Source organism: Entomomonas asaccharolytica, from assembly GCF_016653615.1.
GTDB lineage: Bacteria > Pseudomonadota > Gammaproteobacteria > Pseudomonadales > Pseudomonadaceae > Entomomonas > Entomomonas asaccharolytica.
Genome location: NZ_CP067393.1, coordinates 925,904 through 946,541, shown reverse-complemented (window position 1 = coordinate 946,541; position 20,638 = coordinate 925,904). Strand labels below are relative to the sequence as shown.

20 protein-coding genes and 1 riboswitch are annotated in these 20,638 nt (G+C 38.3%); of the genes, 3 read left to right on the top strand and 17 right to left on the bottom strand.

Annotated elements, in window-relative coordinates:
* Positions 1 to 44: 44 nt before the first annotated feature.
* The 15 genes from JHT90_RS04275 to JHT90_RS15395 all read right to left on the bottom strand — a co-directional run bounded on the left by JHT90_RS04275 (position 45) and on the right by JHT90_RS15395 (position 11,826).
* On the bottom strand, positions 45 to 755 hold the full coding sequence (locus tag JHT90_RS04275; protein ID WP_201094548.1) for a cobalt-factor II C(20)-methyltransferase: 711 nt from the start codon (positions 753 to 755) through the stop codon (positions 45 to 47).
* Position 756: 1 nt separating this feature from the next.
* A complete protein-coding gene (gene cbiK / locus JHT90_RS04270) occupies positions 757 to 1,539 on the bottom strand; it encodes a sirohydrochlorin cobaltochelatase (RefSeq protein ID WP_201094546.1) in 783 nt (260 codons plus the stop codon).
* Positions 1,540 to 1,549: 10 nt separating this feature from the next.
* On the bottom strand, positions 1,550 to 2,314 hold the full coding sequence (gene cobA, locus JHT90_RS04265; protein WP_201094545.1) for a uroporphyrinogen-III C-methyltransferase: 765 nt from the start codon (positions 2,312 to 2,314) through the stop codon (positions 1,550 to 1,552).
* Between the two features lie 15 nt (positions 2,315 to 2,329).
* On the bottom strand, positions 2,330 to 3,109 hold the full coding sequence (cobK, locus tag JHT90_RS04260; protein WP_201094544.1) for a precorrin-6A reductase: 780 nt from the start codon (positions 3,107 to 3,109) through the stop codon (positions 2,330 to 2,332).
* Positions 3,106 to 3,831 (bottom strand): precorrin-3B C(17)-methyltransferase, encoded by a 726-nt coding sequence (cobJ, locus tag JHT90_RS04255; RefSeq protein ID WP_201094543.1) that lies wholly within the window; start codon positions 3,829 to 3,831, stop codon positions 3,106 to 3,108. Before cobJ ends, cobK begins: the two co-directional genes overlap by 4 nt.
* Positions 3,819 to 4,871 (bottom strand): cobalt-precorrin 5A hydrolase, encoded by a 1,053-nt coding sequence (cbiG, locus tag JHT90_RS04250; RefSeq protein ID WP_236254039.1) that lies wholly within the window; start codon positions 4,869 to 4,871, stop codon positions 3,819 to 3,821. The genes cobJ and cbiG overlap by 13 nt, the downstream gene beginning before the upstream one ends.
* A complete protein-coding gene (locus JHT90_RS04245; protein WP_201094539.1) occupies positions 4,852 to 5,634 on the bottom strand; it encodes a cobalt-precorrin-4 methyltransferase in 783 nt (260 codons plus the stop codon). Before JHT90_RS04245 ends, cbiG begins: the two co-directional genes overlap by 20 nt.
* A complete protein-coding gene (locus JHT90_RS04240) occupies positions 5,631 to 6,200 on the bottom strand; it encodes a decarboxylating cobalt-precorrin-6B (C(15))-methyltransferase (RefSeq protein WP_201094538.1) in 570 nt (189 codons plus the stop codon). The genes JHT90_RS04245 and JHT90_RS04240 overlap by 4 nt, the downstream gene beginning before the upstream one ends.
* Positions 6,190 to 6,795 (bottom strand): cobalt-precorrin-7 (C(5))-methyltransferase, encoded by a 606-nt coding sequence (locus JHT90_RS04235; protein ID WP_201094537.1) that lies wholly within the window; start codon positions 6,793 to 6,795, stop codon positions 6,190 to 6,192. Before JHT90_RS04235 ends, JHT90_RS04240 begins: the two co-directional genes overlap by 11 nt.
* Complete coding sequence (cbiD, locus tag JHT90_RS04230; protein WP_201094536.1) at positions 6,792 to 7,913, bottom strand: cobalt-precorrin-5B (C(1))-methyltransferase CbiD; 1,122 nt, start codon at positions 7,911 to 7,913, stop codon at positions 6,792 to 6,794. Before cbiD ends, JHT90_RS04235 begins: the two co-directional genes overlap by 4 nt.
* A 10-nt stretch (positions 7,914 to 7,923) precedes the next feature.
* Positions 7,924 to 8,556 (bottom strand): cobalt-precorrin-8 methylmutase, encoded by a 633-nt coding sequence (locus JHT90_RS04225; protein ID WP_201094535.1) that lies wholly within the window; start codon positions 8,554 to 8,556, stop codon positions 7,924 to 7,926.
* Between the two features lie 9 nt (positions 8,557 to 8,565).
* Positions 8,566 to 9,537 (bottom strand): adenosylcobinamide-phosphate synthase CbiB, encoded by a 972-nt coding sequence (cbiB, locus tag JHT90_RS04220; protein WP_201094533.1) that lies wholly within the window; start codon positions 9,535 to 9,537, stop codon positions 8,566 to 8,568.
* Positions 9,534 to 10,889, bottom strand: coding sequence for a cobyrinate a,c-diamide synthase (locus JHT90_RS04215; RefSeq protein ID WP_201094532.1), 1,356 nt, complete (start codon positions 10,887 to 10,889; stop codon positions 9,534 to 9,536). The genes cbiB and JHT90_RS04215 overlap by 4 nt, the downstream gene beginning before the upstream one ends.
* Positions 10,890 to 11,015: 126 nt before the next feature.
* Positions 11,016 to 11,200, bottom strand: a riboswitch (cobalamin riboswitch).
* Positions 11,201 to 11,247: 47 nt separating this feature from the next.
* On the bottom strand, positions 11,248 to 11,700 hold the full coding sequence (locus tag JHT90_RS04210; protein ID WP_201094531.1) for a precorrin-2 dehydrogenase/sirohydrochlorin ferrochelatase family protein: 453 nt from the start codon (positions 11,698 to 11,700) through the stop codon (positions 11,248 to 11,250).
* A gap of 33 nt (positions 11,701 to 11,733) precedes the next feature.
* Entirely contained in the window at positions 11,734 to 11,826 is a 93-nt protein-coding gene (locus JHT90_RS15395; protein ID WP_201094530.1) for an ATP:cob(I)alamin adenosyltransferase, read from the bottom strand.
* An 826-nt stretch (positions 11,827 to 12,652) separates the two neighbouring features.
* Between JHT90_RS15395 and JHT90_RS04200 the strand changes: the two genes are divergently transcribed.
* Both JHT90_RS04200 and JHT90_RS04195 read left to right on the top strand, forming a co-directional pair.
* A complete protein-coding gene (locus JHT90_RS04200; protein ID WP_201094529.1) occupies positions 12,653 to 15,373 on the top strand; it encodes an autotransporter outer membrane beta-barrel domain-containing protein in 2,721 nt (906 codons plus the stop codon).
* A gap of 271 nt (positions 15,374 to 15,644) precedes the next feature.
* Positions 15,645 to 15,893 carry a hypothetical protein gene (locus JHT90_RS04195; RefSeq protein WP_201094527.1) on the top strand — a complete coding sequence of 83 codons (249 nt, stop codon included), beginning with the start codon at positions 15,645 to 15,647 and terminating at the stop codon, positions 15,891 to 15,893.
* 4 nt (positions 15,894 to 15,897) lie between these two features.
* Here the strand turns inward: JHT90_RS04195 and JHT90_RS04190 are convergent, their stop codons facing one another.
* Both JHT90_RS04190 and JHT90_RS04185 read right to left on the bottom strand, forming a co-directional pair.
* The gene (locus tag JHT90_RS04190; protein WP_201094526.1) at positions 15,898 to 16,443 is read right to left on the bottom strand and encodes a cob(I)yrinic acid a,c-diamide adenosyltransferase; all 546 of its coding nucleotides are present in this window, start codon (positions 16,441 to 16,443) and stop codon (positions 15,898 to 15,900) included.
* Between the two features lie 745 nt (positions 16,444 to 17,188).
* Positions 17,189 to 18,781, bottom strand: coding sequence for a vWA domain-containing protein (locus JHT90_RS04185; RefSeq protein ID WP_201094523.1), 1,593 nt, complete (start codon positions 18,779 to 18,781; stop codon positions 17,189 to 17,191).
* Positions 18,782 to 19,023: 242 nt separating this feature from the next.
* On the opposite strand from JHT90_RS04185, the gene rtcR reads away from it, so the two are divergent.
* On the top strand, positions 19,024 to 20,631 hold the full coding sequence (gene rtcR, locus JHT90_RS04180) for an RNA repair transcriptional activator RtcR (protein ID WP_201094521.1): 1,608 nt from the start codon (positions 19,024 to 19,026) through the stop codon (positions 20,629 to 20,631).
* Positions 20,632 to 20,638: the final 7 nt, after the last annotated feature.

Here is a 20,638-nt window from a genome sequence, read left to right as displayed (position 1 = left end):
TACCTATCCAAAAATAATATATAGATAGACATTAAATAACATATTTAGCTTTTACTCCACTGCTTATTCACCAAAATAGTAGTAAAGTAAGGTAGTTTTTCATCGGCTGGAATATCTTTTAAATTACGGTATTGCTTTTCAGAAGTTAGGGAAGCATCAGATACTAATACCGCATAATCTAATAACCCTAATTCTTCAATTAATGCTTTTACATCAGGTAGGCAAGAGGCGGCTTTCATTAGTACTAGGCTTGAATGTTGTTGTAGTGCTTGGGCTAGTATTTCTTTACCTACAGTACAAGACATCACTACTAAGGATTGGGTTTCCATTGCTAACGGGCGTTTTGTTTTGGCGGCAATTAGAGCAAATGAGGTAATACCAGGGATAATTTCTATATCTAAACCATCAGGTAAGCGTTCTAAAATACTTACCCATGTGCTGTAGAGCATGACATCGCCTAAGGATACAAAAGCAACTTTTTTGCCTGCGGTTATATCGCTAACAATTTCATCAGTTACCGCTTGCCATGCTTGTTGTTTTTCCTCTGTGTTATTGCTCATGGGGAAATGGCGTTCTTTAATTTCGGTTTGGCTGCCAATATATTCGCGCACAATAGAAAGCGCCAAGCTATCGCCACCTTTACGGGCAGCAGGGGCATAGACGATATCCATATGAGCTAATAATCTAGCCGCCCTTACAGTAATTAAATCAGATGCACCAGGGCCTGTTCCTATTGCGTATAATTTTCCAGTCATTTTATTGTTTCTCACTTACTGCATCTAATAAATGTTGGGCAAATAATGCTCGGATTTGTTGGTTTTCACCTAAGCCTTGCAGGTAGCACTCTGTTTCAATACCTAACGCTTTAATTTGGCTATTCCAAGAATCTACTTCATCAGATGCCATATCATTAATAGCATGATCGCCAGCCACTATCATAAACGGCATTAAATGTACCTTACGCACCTTATCTCGTTGTAAGCGTTCTAAAATAGTTTCTATTTCAGGATAGCTTTCTACTGCGCCCATCATAAAAGGTAGTTTTTTATCCATAAATAGATGATCGATACAAGCGTAAGCAGCAAAGGTATGATGAGTAGTACCATGTCCCATAAACAGTACTCGCTCATCGGGTTGCAAGTTAGGTGCTTGGGCTCTTAATGCGTCAATAACTGTTTCAAAGTCTTCAAAAGTAGTTAGTAGAGGTTTACCAATTTCCATACGCTGAAACTGATCTTTATATACCATTACTTCACTGGTAATTTTCTCGTACTCTTCACCGTTAATAATATGTAGTGATTGAATAACCACATCAGTATAACCTTGCTCAATTAACCGTTCTAAGGCTTGTTGTGGACTATCCACATACATTTGATCGCGCTCTGCAATTTTTCTACGAATAATATGTGATGTCCAAGAACGGAAAAAGTCACGGTCTGGACATATATCACGCATCGCCTGCTCACAGGCTTCAATATTTTTGATTCGTGTTTCAGGGTAACTAGTCCCAAAACTAACCACTAATAATGCTTTTTTCACAGCTATCACCTTATTCAGCAGGGTCGCTAATAAATTGAGAAAAATCGAGTAAGTTATGTAAGCCTACTACCTCACCAATTACAATTAATGCAGGTGGCTTAACTTTTTGCTCTTTAGCTACTTGTACAATAGTGCTTAAGGTACCTGTTACTATTCGTTGGTTAGCACGGCTAGCCCACATAATAATGCCCACTGGGGTATCAGCACTTTTGCCATATTGCATTAGTTCTTCTGTTATATTCGCTAAATTGGACACACCCATTAAGATCACAATAGTGCCTTGTAACTGTGCTAATGCTTGCCAGTTGATGGGGTCTTTTTCTTTATCTGCCCGTAAGTGGCCTGTTACCACATGGAACGAGGAAGCATAGTCACGATGGGTAACAGGAATACCTGCATAGGTTAAACCACCAATAGCAGAAGTTACCCCAGGCACTACTTCAAAAGGCACTCGTTGCTCAACTAATAGTTGCGCTTCCTCACCACCGCGCCCAAATACATAAGGGTCACCGCTTTTTAGACGAACTACTTTTTTACCTGCTTTCGCATGGTCTGCTAAGATCTGATTAATCTCTTGCTGTGGAATGGGATGATGATCGCTTTCTTTACCCACATTAATTTGTTCACAATGCTCAGGCGCAAAGGTTAATAACTCAGGATTAACTAATCGATCATACACCAGCACATCAGCATGTTTGATACATTCCATACCTTTTACAGTAATTAAGGAAATATCACCCGGTCCTGCTCCTACTAACCACACTTTACCTGCCATTTTATTTACCTTCTATTAACTAAATGCCTTTAATTGGCACTCTAACTCCTCAATCGTTGAAACAAACCGTTGATAGATTTGTTTAGGACGACTAATCACAATACACACAATACCAAGCGCCAAGCAGGGTAATACTTTTTCGGTATAACCACCTTCTGCTCCAGACTCTTTAGTAATCACTACATCAGGTTGATAGAACTGGTACATTGCCGCATTCATTTCGCGAGTAAATGGCCCTTTCATCGCCACAATTTCACCGATCCCTAAACCTAAATCAGCACAGGATTGAATAACCCCCACCGTAGGTAATACCCGAGCAATTAATGTTTTTTCGGGCAATAATTGTTTATATTTAGCTAACTCTTTACTACCCGTGGTTAAAAAAACTTTATTACCTGCTTGTTTAGCGGCCATACAAGCTTCTTCAACCGTTGCCACTTTAATCAGTAATCGGTGTTCCAATAGATCAATTTGAGTTTGTCGCTCATAACGGATTAATGGCAAATTAACTTTGCTAGTTGCTTCCATAATATTTTTGGAAACTTCCGCAGCAAATGGATGGGTAGCATCAATTACTAAATCAACTTGTTCATTAGTAAATAAGTCAGCCATTTGCTCACTATCTAACCTACCCATGTGTACTTTGCCCCTTAAGGTCAGCGCAGTTTCACTGCCTGCTTCGGTAGCGACTGAAAGCCCATAGCTTAAGCTGAGCCTTTCTAACATCTGGCACAATAGGACTGCGTCAGATGTGCCACCGAACACATGGATTTTTCCCTTAAAAGCTTGGCTCACACCATATATCCTCGTGGTGTGATCATATAGTCTTTATAGCGATAGGTTGATTTATTACCCACAATCACCATTGAGGTCATACCTACCACGGTATAGTCAATATCTTTAAAAGTGGTTAGCCATAAATCTTCTTTGCTACGACCTGCGGCTTTAACAATGCCCACTGGCGTATCTGGGCTTTTAAAAGGTGCCATTAATTCAAAGGCTTTCGCTAAATGGTCTGGGCGGCCTTTAGAACGTGGATTATAAAAACAGATCACAAAATCCGCTTCTGCTGCCATACGCACCCGTTTTTCAATTAACTCCCAAGGGGTTAATAAATCACTTAAACTGATATGGCAGAAGTCATGCATTAATGGGCAACCTAGGATAGCAGCACACGCTACACTGGAGGTAACACCGGGAATTACTTGTACATCAATATCTAACTTATCACGGGCAATAATTTCAAAGATTGGCCCTGCCATACCATAAACACCAGTATCACCACTGCTTACCAGCGCTACATTTTTGCCTGTTTTAGCGGCTTCAATAGCCACTTCACAGCGCTCTATCTCTTTACACATGCCTGTTCTAACGAGCTCTTTACCTTCAATTAAAGGCTTGATTAGATTGGTATAGGTTTTATAACCGATTATGACATCCGAGTTTTTAATAGCGGCTACTGCATCTTGAGTCATTGAACCTTCATCACCAGGGCCTAAACCTACTAAATACAACATATACTTACTCCTAATGTGATGGTAATACCATCCTGTTTTAACGTTTCACCTAATAAATTGCCGTCACTCATAATCCACGCAGAGGGCTGAGACACACTGCCTATGCCTAGGGTTTTGCGGACAAATTCAGAAGCAGCAAAGCGATGCTCATGCTGCTGTAACTCTTCAATCGTAAATACAGTAAAGGGCACTGCTAACCGCTTAGCTAGCGCAAGCAGCCCTTGTTCATCTTGTTTAATAATGACACTGCCAATTTGTTTAATGGCTTTCATATCAAGCTGATATTTTGCTAAGTGTTGGCAAAGTGTTTGGTAGATTAATTCAGCATCTGTATCACGCCGACAGCCCATCCCTACCACAATATTTTTGGGGATAATTTGGATGACTGGGTAATCACAATTGACCTGTAAATCAGTACGATTAGATACAATCACTAATGCAGCTAATTCGCTAGGTAACTGGTTAAGGTCTTCCACCGCTACAAAGCCACGTACATCCTTAACAGTTACTTGCTCAAGATATAAACCAACTTGCTGACCACTCACCAACATTTGATTAATATCTTTAACTTGTTGCCGATAAGCAGCTACCTCTCCGCCCACTTCTTGAATTAAAGTATCTAATGCTGCCACTTGGTTGACATCAGTAGCGGTAGTAATTACAGGCGTTGCACCTAATAGTTGGGCAATCTGCATAGTGAGCTTATTACCACCACCGACATGGCCAGATAGCAAGCTAATTACATGCTGTGCTTGCTCATCCATCACCAATACAGCAGGGTCTGCTAACTTATCAGTCACCAATGGCGCAATCATCCGCACGGTAATACCTGTGGCACAAATAAATAGTAATGACTGATAACTAGCAAATAACCTTGTTACACAATCCGCCATACTACCGTTAAAGCCTATAAAGCCTTCGCTAACTAGCTTATCGCTGGTATAGCAATCACATGGGATTAACTTAGCCAAGCGTAAAGCTTGCGCTTTAGCCCCCGGTGTAACGGTGAGTACTGCTAATTCAGGCTTTTCTAAATTCATGGCTAAAATCTGCGTCATAGAGTTTTGAGTAGTGGTACTCTTCACCAAGAAAACGACCCACTAAAATAAGTGCCGTTTTATTAATCCCCGCTTCTTTTACCTTCTGCGCGATATCCGCTAAAGTGCCCTCAACTTTTTGCTCATCTGGCCACGTTGCTTTATAGATCACTGCCACAGGCGTATCCATTGGATAACCTTTGCCATTGTCATGTAGGTTATCAACCACACTGCCGATATTTTGTACTGATAAGAAGATAGCCATTGAGGTTTGGTGTTGTGCAAAAGCTTCTAATGACTCCTTAAAAGGCATTGGGGTACGCCCTTCCATACGGGTAATAATTAAGCTTTGTGCCACCTCAGGTACGGTATATTCCACACCTAATTGGGAAGCTGCACCTAAGAAAGAACTCACCCCTGGTACAGAAATAAAACCAATATTTAACTTAGCTAACTCTTCACTTTGTTCACGGATAGAACCATAGAGCGATAGATCGCCTGTTTGTAAGCGTACTACTAATTTACCTTGTGCTATGCCCTGTTGCATTAAGCTGATAATTTCTTCTAAGTTCAGTTTTGCACTGTCGTGACAAGCTGCACCCTCTTTACAATACTTTAATAAATCGTGGTTAATCAGTGAGCCTGCATAAATCACCACATCCGCTTGGGATAAAATACGGTAACCTTTTAAAGTGATTAACTCACAATCGCCAGGGCCTGCACCAATAAAATAAACTTTACTATGGTCGATAGTTGCTTGTGTCATTCGCTTACTGCCCCTTTTGTACAGGAAATAATATAGGTTGGGTTATTGGGTTTAAAATATTTGCCCTTACCCAACTTGGTTAAACGTGATACTTGTAGTTGGCTTGCTTCAATATTTTCAAAGCCAACTTGCTGTAGAATATCTAAAGCTTCCATTAAGTTATTTAATAAAATAAAGTTCAGTACTAAACGCCCTTGTGGGTTTAAATTAGTAAATGCCCAGTTAATAATTTCATCTAAAGCGCCACCGCTACCGCCTACAAATACAGCATCAATTGGCTGCGTAGGTAATACTTCGGGAGCATTGCCTTCAATAATCTGTAAATTAGTAACCGCAAACTTGTCACAGTTTTGTTTGATTAAACTAATGGCCTCAGGATTTTTCTCAATGGCAATGGTTTTTAAATTAGGGTAACGTAAGCTAGCTTCAATACAGATACTGCCCGTACCTGCCCCCACATCAACTAAAGTGCGCGCGTTTTCTAAATTTAACCAGTCGATGGTTAATACCCGCACCTCTTCTTTAGTCATGGGTACATCACCCCGAATAAATAATTCATCTTTCATCAATAATCACCACTACATTCATTTGATAAGGTTGGTCTAACACTTCGGTGGCTGGCACAATCGTAATTTGCTCATTGGGATAAGAAAGGTTTTCGCCAATCACTAGAGTACGTTGTAAACCACGCTTATTAATTTGTTGGGCAATTTGGTAAGGGCCGATTTTGTCATCAGTCACTAAGGCTACTTTTTTATGCTGTAACATAAAGTCAAAGTCAGGGGTTTTGCCATGACTGCTGGTTAGATAAACATCATTCATATCCAGTGCAATGCGTGAGAAAAGGTATTGCATAGAACTAATACCTGATACCACCTGCACTTCACTACTACTCATTTGCTGATTAATATATTTACCCAAGCCATAGAGCATAGGGTCACCAGAGGCTAACACCACTACTTTTTCATGTTGGTGTTGTTTTAGCCATACAATTAGGTCTGATAATTTTTTATCCAGTAAATGTTCTTTAGCCTGTTGATGGGGTACTGCCGCTAGTTGCCTTTCTGAACCAACAATCCAATCACAATCATCGATTAAACGTTTTGCTAAAGGCACTAAATAATCAGCTGAACCGGGCCCTAAACCCACTACATTAATCATGTACGAAACTCCTCTATTAATTCAGTTAAAGGAGCACTACTGCCTAAAATTCTGCCATCCATCGAACATAAAATAGCATCGGCTTGCATGGGGTTTTTAGTAAATTTTGATAGTTGCTCAACACGCTCTTTAATACGCAAGGCTATTTGTTGGTAAACCGCTTGATAGCCTTCTTGCTCAATAAGCTCCATAGCAGCTTCAGTAGTTTTACAGTCATCGATTTTTAATAAAAAATCTTGCGGTACACCCATGAGTGCCAATACCGCAATAAGTGTTTCAATCCGTCCGTCTGCCACATGGTTGTGGGTATGGAAAATACCTGCAGCTACTTTAATTAATTTACCAAGATGACCTAATAATAAAACCCGTTTAAAACCTAATCGCTCTGCATCTTTTAATACATAGCGCACAAAGTTACTCATCACTACCACATAGTTACTATTCATGCCCATTTCTTCGGCAAACTTTTCACCATGATTACCAGGTACAAAAATAATTTTCTGTATTCCATGAGCATGCTTCATTTCAATTTCAAGGGTAATAGATTTTTTCCAACTTTCATCGGACATGGGAGTAACAATACCTGTTGTACCCAAAATGGAAATACCATCCATAATCCCTAAACGTGGATTAAAGGTTTGTTGTGCTCGCTCTGCGCCTTCGGGTGCAAAAATAATCACTTCTGCGCCTTTTTGCGCGCCGATTACTTCTCGCACTGCTTGCTCAATGGTTCTGCGAGGGGTATCGTTAATAGCCGCAGAACCTATTTCATGGCGCACCCCTTTACGGGTTACCCTGCCTACTCCTTCCCCCCCATCAATGATAATTTTGCCTGAATCATTAAGGGTGACTTGGGCAAAAATCAACATACCGTGAGTAACATCTATATCATCCCCGCCATCTTTTTGAATAGCAGCAATAGCGGTATTACCTTCGATACTAGGTTCTAATACATCTAAATCTAATACCACACCTGATGGCGTGGTAATTGAAACCTGTGGAATAAACATTTGCTGTAATACCATCAACGCCGCCACTTTAGCTGCTGCTGTGGCGCAGGAGCCAGTGGTATAGCCTTTACGGTACTGCTTATTGTCAATCCAAACAAAGTGTTCCATTAGTTAATACTCACATGCTATATAGCAAAGCATTGATAATGGCTGCCGCAATATTAGAACCACCTTTACGCCCTGCTGCCGCAATATAAGGTAAATCACTTTGCATTAAAGCATCTTTTGATTCAGCCGCTCCCACAAACCCTACAGGTACACCAACCACAGCCGCTGGTTTTAATTTACCTTCTTCATATAATTCTAATAAACGGAACAAGGCTGTAGGCGCATTACCAAACACAAAGATTTTCTCGCCCTCTTCAGTAGCCGCTTGCTCAACTGCCGCCATGGAACGAGTAATACCTTTAGCATGGGCAATTTCACGGGTAATTGGGTCTGCTACATAACAACGATATTGGCAACCTAACTTATCTAAACGAGTTTTATTCATACCTGATAGCACCATATTAGTGTCTGTATAAATAGTGGCACCATTTTGCAAAGCGGTTAATAAAATTTGATTAACACCCTCCGAAAATTTAAGAATATCTAACCAATCAAAATCAGCACTGGTATGTACACAGCGTTTGATAATCTTTTCTTGCAGTTCATCCACAAACTGATAATCAGGTCTAATTTCATCAATAATTTCCTGAATAATCTCAAAGCTTTTATCTTCAATATTTTGTGGTTGGGTTATATAGGTCATTTCTTTTCCTTAGCCTAAAAACTTAATAAAGCAATAAACAGCCATAAACACTAATAAAGCTAATACTGCGGCTATATACATTAATTTAATGGTGGCAGTAATATCATTTTGCTCAATAGGCCGAACCTCATCCCCTAGCCAAGGCTTCTCTACTAACTCACCAAAATAGTTATTTGGCCCGCCTAAACGGACACCAAGCGCCCCAGCCACAGTCGCCTCAGACCATGCACAGTTAGGGCTTTTATGCTTGGCGCGATCACGCCAGCCGATAACTAAAGCAGCTTTAGCATTGAGTTTGAGTAAATAGGCAGCAAGGGTAAATAACAGCCAGCTAATACGTGCAGGGATATAATTAAACACATCATCTAACTTGGCAGAAAAATAGCCAATCGCCTTATATTTAGGGGTTTGATAACCCACCATTGAATCTAAGGTATTTACTGCTTTATAAGCCATGGCTAATGGCACACCACCAATAAACAAATAGAACAAGGGAGCAATAACGCCATCGACACTATTCTCTGCTACTGTCTCAACTACCGCACGGGTCATTTGTGGTTTATCTAATTCGGTAGTATCCCTACCTACAATATAAGATAACTGCACTCGTGCCTGCTCTACCGTACCTGTATCCAATGTTTGGTAAACACTCATCGCCGCATCTTTTAAACACTTAGTGGCTAAGATGGTATAGGCCAATACACACTGAACGATGAAGCTTAGCCACCATGACCATAGACCAATCAAATAGAGTAAGCCCCAAGTGACTAAGAAAGTGCCTCCCACTATAATCAACCATAACCATAGGCCACCCCATTTTAGGGAGGCATCACTAGAGCATTGATTGCGAATCTTTTGTTGTACAAAAGTAATACTATTACCTATCCAGCGCACAGGATGAGGCCAGCCTTGTGGATCGCCTAATAGTAAATCCACGATAAAGCCAATAATAATAGGAAGAACAGGCAATAAATAACTCATACTAGCGCCCTATCCAACCAATGACACAATATAAATGGATTTTGATAAAAATGAATATGCAAGTAACTCGCTAGGGTATTACCTACTTGATAACCACCTTGCCATTCTTTAACAATTTCCCCATCACGGGTTTTATACATGGCAAAAGCACAAGGTAAATTGGTATAAAACTCTGAATGGTGGAACTCATGGCCTTTTAATATTTCGCCTGTATCCGCTAACAAGGTATTTGTTAATGCCCTACCTTCACAATAACCAAAGCGTTTTAAACCCTTGGTCATTTGGCTATAACCTGCTAATACTCCCACCATGTCATAATGTTCACCATCGACCTGTAAAAACTCACCTAAATACATTAAGCCACCACATTCTGCATAGATTGGTTTAGCTTGCTTATGGGCTTGTAAAATAGACTGGAGCATAGTTTGGTTGGCTGCTAGTTGCTCTGCAAAAACTTCGGGGAAGCCACCCCCTAAATAGACCAAATCACAGTCTGGTAATTGGCTATCTGCTAATGGGCTAAAAGGTATTAGCTCTACACCTAGTTGGCTAAGTAAATCTAAATTATCTTGGTAATAAAAATGAAATGCCTCATCCTGTGCAACGGCCATTTTTAATCCATGATAGTTAGCAGCATTGGGTAATTTTGGAATAGTTACAGCAAGCTCTTCGCTTGCACTTAATTCAACAATACGATCTACTTCAATATGCTGTTCTATGGCATCGGCTAATTGCTGCCAATAACTTTGCATATCTTGCATTTCTTCGGTGGGTACTAAGCCTAAATGACGTTCATGCAAAACTAGCTCAGGCATATTAGGCAAACGACCTAATACAGGAATTTGGCAATAAGTTTCTATGGCTTGTTTAAGCAGTTGATAGTGGCTATCGGTATTTACCCGATTAACCAATACCCCAACAATAGGTACATTGGGCTGAAATTTTTGAAAGCCCATAACGGTGGCAGCAATTGAGGTTGACACTGCTTTGCCATCCACCACTAAAATAATCGGGCAATTTAATGTTTTAGCTAAACCTGCACTGCTACAATAATTGGGGTCAACACCATAGCCATCATAGAGCCCCATTACCCCTTCAATAATATTGATATCAGCGGTTTTAGCATGGGTTTGAAAAAGATATTTAAGATTATTTTCAGACACCATAAAGGCATCAAGATTTATAGAGGCGTGGCCTGTTGCTAGTTTATGCCAACCTGTATCAATATAGTCAGGGCCAACTTTATAAGGTTGCACCTTTAAGCCGCGTCGCGTCAAAGCATGCATTAAACCTAATGTTACAGTGGTTTTACCTGCGCCACTGTGGGTTGCCCCAAACATAATTTTTTTCACGTTATCTTTTGTCCATCCGCCCGAAAACAAAAATCCCCACCTTCTGTTAGGTAGGGATTTAAGTTTTGCTATAGTTTGTATATAGGCTAAATAGACAAAATAAGCAGAACAGACCTTCCCACCGAAGGTGTTACTCTGCGTCTAGATGGTCTTCTGGCTTTGCTTCATCCTTTTCTCTACCTTCCCAAACATATCGTTCAGTGGTGTTTTAGAGAATCGTCCACATTACAGCAGCGGGGGCTGCGCAGGAATCACACCTGCTTCCGTAATAACAATTTGCTATTACTAATCCAAAACGCATTAATTAATAGATATACTAGTGAAAAGAATTAGGAAACAACATCACTATTAGAAATAACTACTCTTTCATTGATTTAAGTAAAAAGTCTGTGATCTTTTGCTTAATTAACTTGGCACGAGTAGGATCTCGTGCTTCTGTAGAAATAGACACGATTAAACCCTTTTCTCGAATAACCGCAGGTGTAAAAAAATTAGATGCTTCAGGCAATGCAGTATTATCAAACCATTGCCAATGCTCAATATATCGCCCTACTTCATCATTTACTTGCTGGTTATCTGTTGCAGCATAAATAATATGAGCATTTTTAGTATCTGACGGCTGAAAATGACGTTGAATTATTGTGATATCAGGTAATACTTCAATTTCTGGTAATACCTCTGGTGATACTACGGTAATTTCTGCGCCTGTTCCCACTAAACCTTGTAGCTTACGCAAAGCTACTTTCCCTGCACCCACTACCAATACTTTTTTATTTATTAGCTTAAGGGTTAATGGATATAACTTTGTCATACTGAATCGCCTTACAATATTAAACCTGTCTATTTAAAACAATTTCTGACACACCTTGTTGTTTATCTGCATCCTTGCTAGTACAAACAATACATCAGATAGACGATTTAAATATTGGATAGTCATAGGGATATATTCATCAGTTTTTTATTATAGTAAACGCTTTATTTTGATTAGGCTAGGAAATGATAAAAGCTTTAGCTAAAAATTTAAACTTTATTCTATGATATAGCTGTTTTTGCTTTTGTAAAAACGCCTAGGATTAGAATATCTAATCAATATCATGTTAGCTTCTAATTAACAATATTATGAACAACTGTATTTTACAAAAATAAGACTTCCAAATTGAAAACAGCAGCTGTCATATGCACCAATGAAATATGATTAATAGTTCTCAAATTAACAAGAAACAATATCAAGTGAAAGCTAGCAAAAGCTATAACCTTAAATAATAATTTAATCAAATAAAATTATTTTTCTTTTTTCACAAATAAATAGATTAGTTATTAACCTCATCATTATTTAACTACTAAAGACTTATAAAAATATCATTTTGAATAATATACAATTCAATCAGAATATTAATTTTATATAACGAGTTTAAGGGCAAACTAAATTAAGTTATTTGATGATCTGATTACTCAATAATTTTGTCATAAACTCAAATAATAGTAGTTTATTAATAGTTTTTTTATATATAAAAAAACTAATTTGGGTTGTATAAGTTGAGTTAAGTAGCCTATCAGTGCTTACTTGAATGTAACATATATGCTGCCTCCTAAAGATACAAGTTTCATTTGTTAACTAAAAAATATGATTACTAACTTGAGTATGTGAGGTAAAGGTCTATTTAGATTACAGCCTTCACAGTTTTTCTAAATACAACGTCCTTGTAGTTTCCTCTAGTTGTACAAGTTTTATTTAAACTTTTATTACCTAGGAGAAAATACTTATGCCTAAGCATAAAAAACTCACCTTAGAAATAACCAAACTACTATTTCTACCTTTAATCTTTAGCCTACTTGCTAGCCAAGCGCAAGCAGCGACTCATGAGGTGGGTGAAGGGAAAAATTATCCGTCACTGAGAGAGTTAAATGATTTAGGGGTGTTAACAGATGGCGATATCATCTCACTCTATCAACACGATAATTCATTTATTGGTGAAACTCTTTCTCTTACTGATATCACCATTATGTCAGCAGACGGCTCAATGATAATGCTAACGCAATCAACTAATACTCCCACTCCAGTATTTGGCGGGCTAATCTCCTTTAGCGCCAATAATGTCAATTTAAACATTGAAAATATTCAAATTATGAATAGCTCTGTGCAAGGCACGGTGGCCGATACAGGACACGGCATAGGTGGCGCTGTTAGAGCAGGTGGAAATCTAACCATCAACAATGCCAATAATATTAGTTTTATCAACAACACTGCAGCAGGTGGGGAAAACGGTTCTAACTCCGGTCTTGGAGGTGCTATTTATACCTATAGTACATTAAACTTATCCTCAGCAAATAATATGCTTTTTACTGGCAATAAAGCTATATCTGGTGACTCAACATCTACAGTACCCTCAACAGGTTCTATTATGTTTGCAGCACAAGGCGGTGCTATTTACGCATCAAATTTAAACCTAACCAATGCTAGCAATATTACTTTCTCAGACAATCAAGCAATTGGCGGAAATGGTATCAATGTAGTGTATTCAGGCCATGGCGGCGCTATATATGTAAGCTCTGGTATAGACATGACGAATGCAAGCAATATTCTATTTAACAACAATATCGCCAAAGGCGGTACTGCCTCCACTAATGGCAAAGCAGATGTCTCTGGGCTTGGAGGCGCCATATTTATTATGGGTGGCTTATCAACACCTTCAGTCATCTCTGGTACCACTTTCTTAAACAACCAAGCAACAACAGATAATGACGGAGATATGACTAGTGGTTTAGGGGGTGCGATTTATAACGGTGGTACTGACTTAACATTACTTGCCACAACAGGCAATAATATAACCTTTGCAGGCAACACCCATAACCCCGGCAATACAGGGGTAAAAGCTAACAGTATTTATTTTGGCAACACCACCCCAGTGGCTGTCACTACTACCTTTACAGCAGATGTGGAAGATGGAGCCTACCTTTTTATGCTAGACCCTATGGCATCACAACAAGATAATATGCTAGGTAAAGCAGGTACTCGAGTAGGTAATGTCGACCTAACTATTGATAAAATAGGGAATGGTACTTGGATTCTAGGGGGGCATAGTGAAATGGCTAGTGCTACCACTTGGAATATTAATCAAGGCACCCTATACCTTACCGCTATCAACAACGCACCCGTGCATATTGATCTAAGCCACGATACAACAGCAGCCTTTAACGCTGCTTCAGGTAGCAATATCTTATTATCATTAACTGATACAGCCCACCTAATTAGTGGTTTAGATATAGCATTCAATACTGGCTCAAATGTAGGCGTCCAACAAGGAGGTAGTTTTAGTTATTTCGAACTAGTCCAGGGTTCTGAAAATCCTCTGCTTAGTCTCCGTGCTCAAAACAGCCTCAACAATGATAGTACTATTCTTAATCCTAGCGGTAGTTTTACTTCAGGCGTGTATGATTATACTTATGATCTTTACTGGCGAGAAAATGACCCTACCTCAGAAGACTTAATTGCTCGTATCACCTCTAAAACCTATAACCAAGAGTTAGGTGGTTCATCTGCCACTACAGCCCCCACAGCTATAGCTTCGTTAAATGCAATGGGGCGCAGTCTGTTCGAGCAACTTCATTGGAGTTTCAAGTGCTTAGATGATTGTACAGATAACACTAACTGTAATACGAGTTGTTCTCAAGGCAATGATAAAACAAGTAATTTTTGGTTAAAACCAACCTATGCCCATAGCAGTCAAAATAATGGTAGTGACTTTACTATCAATGCTCCTGGTTTTGCCATGGGGCTTGATAACTGCTTTGACAACAACTATTTTGCTGGTGTCGGTATTTTTGCAAATTCTCCTAACTATCGTTCAAGAGATGCCAATATAGATGCACAAAATATAAATATTGCAGGCTACGCAGGTACCTTACTGCCTGGTAAAATCGAACTAGGCGTCATGGCTGGTGGTGGCCACACTTGGTACGATCAAAAACGTAAAGCTGCGGGTCTTAGTTATAAAAGTAAATACCAATCTACTAATTTAAATGTAGCCACTAGCCTAGCAAGAAACTTTAAACTAAATGATTCTTGGGCATTAGCACCATTTACCTCTTATGAATATTTACATCTTAATGTGCAGGGCTATAAAGAAAAACTAGCCACATACTCACTAAAGGCCAAATCTCATAAAGAAAACCTACATCTTACCAGAACAGGTAGCGACCTAACGTGGACAGATCAAAAAGACCTGACCATATCTGGCAAGGTTTACCATGCTGGTCTTTATGGCAATAACCGTGCTAAAACGAAAGTAAATTTTGTAGCTGATGCTAATGCCACAAAATATCGTAGCCGTGGCGATAAACTGACTAAAAATGCCCTAGGTATGGGCGTAAGTAGTGCTTATAATCTCAATAAAAACTTGCAGCTAGCCGCCAATTATAATTTAGAAAAAGGAAAACGCAGCCGCGTCCATCACGGTAGTTTAAATTTAGTTTATAATTTCTAACTCAATTGACAGTAATAACTGTAGCAAGCCTAGTTCAAACAATCGAACTAGGCTTTACTTATCTACTCCCTAAAATCCTTTCAAATTAACCAAAATTTCTTATCAAAGGCAGAATTAAGCAAAAATTAGCTAAATTTGCATATTCTGCAACGAACATACTCTCTCTATTAGGTTGCTATAAAAAATTCTTGTATTGCCATTAGACCGTTTTCAACTAATGACTTTACCAAATTCAATTTTTAATGACTTTCCTACAATAGCGTTACTTATAATGTCCCAAAGCTTTACTGCTAAAACAAATCCAGCTCACTGCTCTGCAGTATTTTCATTATTCCTTGTTGTAACCAGCCTAATTGCAGCTGAATTTACTCCTGTTAGCCTACCTACCCCTATCGCTCTAACTATAAGAATAGCAGGTCAAAGTGTTACCGCAGTGGGTGTATTTACTGTAATTACTAGCCTAGTCTTAGCACCCCTAACCAAATCTATCAATCTCTGCTCTACTACTAAACAGCCTTAAAATATTAAATCTGCCTATTTAAAACAATTTCTGATACACCTTGCTGTTTATTTAACACTCTTGCTAATACAAACAACACATCGGATAGACGATTTAAATATTGAATAGTTAGTGGAATATATTCATCTTGCAAATCAGCAGCAATAACATAACGCTCTGTACGACGACAAGTCACCCTCGCCATATGACAATGAGCAGCTACTTCCGAGCCACCAGGTAATACAAAATCTTGTACTGGATCTAATTGCTCAATTAATTTAGCAGCCCAACTTTCTAGAAACTCAATATGTCGCGTTGCTAATGCACAACGATTAGAATTAGCTAACTGCGAACCTGCTACTAATAATTGATGTTGGATTGTTACTAGCTTATCAAAAATTTCTTTATCTTCTATATAAACTCGTAACACACCAATGGAGGTATTTAATTCATCAATACCACCTATAGCCATAATTCGTGAAGAGCTTTTACTAACACGAGAACCATCACCTATACGAGTAGTGCCTTGGTCACCTGTTTTAGTAATAATCTTTGATAATTGAAATCTCATAGCAACTCCCCGTAGTCTATATATTATGCTACAAGGTTTATTTCTATTAATCTAGAAAATAATAAAATGATGAAGGGTGTTTTACTGAACAAATTAGAATAAGTGCTTTGCAATAATAAGGTATGAAAATTTGCTACATAATGCGCCTATAAATTCCGTTACAGTATAAATACTGGCAGGACCCAAACCTACAGAATCCAAAGATCAGCATGTCTTAATCTATTTTGATTGGCATTTACATAACACTTAAATTAAAACAACATATAATAACTAGTAATGATGTGATGGAGCATTTTGGAGGTGTAATCACATCTGCATTTATCATATGTTGCTAAACTATTTAAATCTTTAGGTTTAATCTCTCTATTATGAGATCATTTAAAAAACATGTGCACTGCAAATATAACAAGGATTGATAAGATATTTTATAGACGTGGTTTAACGTTGTAATCTTATCAGCATTTATAGCTACAGTGCCCAAACTTAAAGATTCAATTAATAATTAAGTAACAGATAACTAAAATTGTGAAACATTATACTGTGCTCTATCCAATTGAGCTACACGTGTTACCGTGATGGGACTCGAACCCACAACCTCAGGCGTTTTAAGCAATGTAATTCCACTGGCATTTATCTGTTACTTAAAATCTTTACTACTTATACCCACACACTCCTGTAGTTTTTTATAGCTTAATAGAATTATCACTATTTCTTCTAAGCCACTACTTATTAAAGATCATCATTGTTAGGCACTAGCAGTTATTGAGATAGCTTCTATCTTGTTAACCCAATAATTTGCACTCGTATTACCTTTAGCGAAGGTAGCAATAGTATCGAATACAGCATCAGAGAATCCGCCAATATTCATCACATCACTCCCCTCTTTTGCTTGTGTGCTACCATAAGGTTGCATATCAATACAAACCAACTTAGCATTTGGACATCTTGCTTTAAGTTTTGCCCATTCTTGCATAGTAGCAGTAGCACCATAACGGTTACTGTTAAACCATGACTCATTATCAGAAACCAATATCACCAAATCAACTTTTGCCTTAGTAGTGTTAAGTTCGTGCAAGGGTGCACTTACATTTGTTCCACCACCTGGCATTCTAGCCAATTTTTCAGCATTGATCATGATAGAATCACGTGGATTTAACTCAATCTTTCTTACCGTTTCTGCAAAAGGCATTATCTTTGCCTTAGGGTTTTTTCGCAATACTGCTGCACCCACTAAAGCAGCCACATCAATACAACGTACAGATGTAGTTGCGCCACGACGATAACCTGTTACAGGTGAATGCATTGAAAATGAAACATCAGGACAAACTACTACATTCCCCACTATTTTAGGCACATTTTTTACCGCTATTTCCATTGCATCCTGTAAAGCATTTCTAACCTTCATAGGAACATCTGTGATCGTGGTATTTGAGTAAGCTGCCATTAACTGATAAGGCATCACACTAGCCTTAGCAATACTTCGTGCATCAACCAACTTAGCTGCAATTACATCTACCATTTTCACACGATCAAATACTCCATGACGAGCAAATGTATTCAAGTTTTGTCGTACCATCTGCCATGAACCTTTACGCGCAATAGCAGCCCACTGCTCAGCATTTAAATCCAATGCTGTTAACATTTGAAAAGGTACATCTGGTAATTCAGGTAAATCTTTACCTTTCACACCATCACGTAACGCTTGCTTAAAGTTTTCAAATGTCTGAGTAATAGGTGGTAATTGTGCCTTATCATAATCACGACCAATTAGCCATGCAAACCATGCAGCCCGCCATTCTTCCTGTGGTTTAGGGTGAACCATTTTAACCACATCAGCCAATGTTGGGTTATTACCTATAGAGGCATTCAACAATTGTTTTTCAGACGTATTAAGCAACCAGTTTTGTACTAACTTCTTAGGACGATTACCTAAAGATTTACGTCCAGCAATACCACTACGTATAATTTGTACAAAGTTACGTAGCATTTTTCCGTTATTAATAATGCGACCAAAACATTGATTTAACACTGCCACATCTTTTTGTGCCAATACAGCCGCTAGCAATGCTGGCATATCTTTCATATAACCATCTTCACGAGCATAAATCGCTGTTTTAGCAATAAACGTTGCATCTAAATCCTGTGTTAGTTGTAAAATATCTGCTAATTTTGTTTCAGCACTTGCATAAAAGGTTTGGTTAATACAACCTGTGGCAGCAAGCTGTGCTAATTTATGCTTAGGAGTAAACCCATATGCGCCTCCACCTGCCTCATTAATTGTATTGGTATTAGGAATATTCTTCCCTGGTAATGTTTTAAATATATCTAAGTTGACCATTTCTCTGTTCCTTCATTCAACTTGTTAGAGTTTTCTCTGTATTTGCTATTAGTTAATTACAAGTCTTATGCCAACTTTTTATAAAAAATCTACATAATCATTATCTATTTGATTTTTAAATAATTATTTAACTAAATTAATTACATTTTTCTCTACAGCTTGTTAATAAAACAAAATTCCATATATAAAAAATTATAAATATGTATAATTTCAGATAAAAATTATGCTTAGTTGGTAATCAGATGGAAAAGAAAAAAGTAGTTATAGGATTTTTAGGTACAAAACTAGATGCAGGTTTTGGTATGAAGCGTTGGAACAGATGGCGTCCTACAGTTTCTTTAGTACAAAATGAAAAAACTAGTATTGATCGGCTTGAGTTATTCTATGCAGAACGCTTTACTGATATGGCTAAACGCATTAGCTTAGATATACAATCTCTATCTCCCACAACACAAGTTAATCTTATTCCAATGGAATTAACAAATCCTTGGGATTTTGAAGAAGTCTATGCCAGTGTATTTGATTGGGCGAAACAATACACATTTAATCCAGAACAAGAAGATTACTGGATACATATCACCACTGGCACCCATGTAGCTCAAATATGCATGTTTTTATTAGTAGAAGCTCGCTACATACCAGGAATATTACTACAGAGCTCACCTAATGGTTTAGCGAGCAAAGATCCCACAGGCAAAATAGAATTAATTGATCTTGACTTGTCACGTTACGATAAATTAGCACAGCGTTTTGATGTCGATACACATGACAGTTTAAATTTCTTAAAGCATGGTATTGCCACTCGTAATGCAAAATTTAATAAAGTCATTGCAGAAATTGAACATATCGCTATTCGCTCTAAAGCTCCTGTACTATTAGTAGGTCCAACAGGTGCAGGTAAATCATTTTTAGCTAAACGTATTTATGAACTGAAAAAAGCACGCCATCAAATTAAAGGTGCTTTTGTTGAAGTTAACTGCGCTACTCTCCGTGGAGATGGAGCAACCTCTACATTGTTTGGTCATAAAAAAGGATCATTTACAGGTGCAGTTGCTGATCGTATGGGGCTATTACGAGCGGCTAACAATGGTGTGCTTTTTTTAGATGAGATTGGTGAGCTAGGTGCAGATGAACAAGCCATGTTACTTAAAGCAATTGAAGAAAAGCATTTTCTCCCCTTAGGAAGTGATAGTGAAGTCAGTAGTGACTTTCAATTAATTGCAGGCACCAACCGTGACTTAAGAGATGAGGTAATTGCAGGTAATTTTAGAGAAGATTTATTTGCACGAATTAACCTCTGGACTTATGAGTTACCAAGTTTATGTGAGCGTAATGAAGATATTGAACCCAATATTGATTATTTACTTGAACTTGTCGCTTATGAGCAAGGCGAAGCAGTACACTTTAATCGAGAAGCCAAAGCAAAATTTTTAGAGTTCGCTCAATCCCCTCAAGCATTATGGTGTGGCAATTTTAGAGATTTAACAGCTGCTGTAACACGCATGGCTACCCTTGCCTCTAGTGGAAGAATTACTAGTGATATAGTAGAGGCTGAGATTCAACGTCTTGAATGGATGTGGAAAAAAACTACGCCTGTTGAACAACAATCTCAAATACAACAACAGTTTTGTATCCAACTACTAGGCCAAGAAACTTGGGATACACTAGATTTATTCGATCAATTACAACTACCAAGTGTTATAGAAATATGTAGAAAAAGCCGTAATATGTCAGAGGCGGGTCGTAAACTATTTTATCAGTCACGCCAGCAAAGAGCCACCATCAATGACTCAGATCGTTTACGTAAATATCTACAAAAATTTGGATTAACGTGGGAAATGATACAATAAATTATTG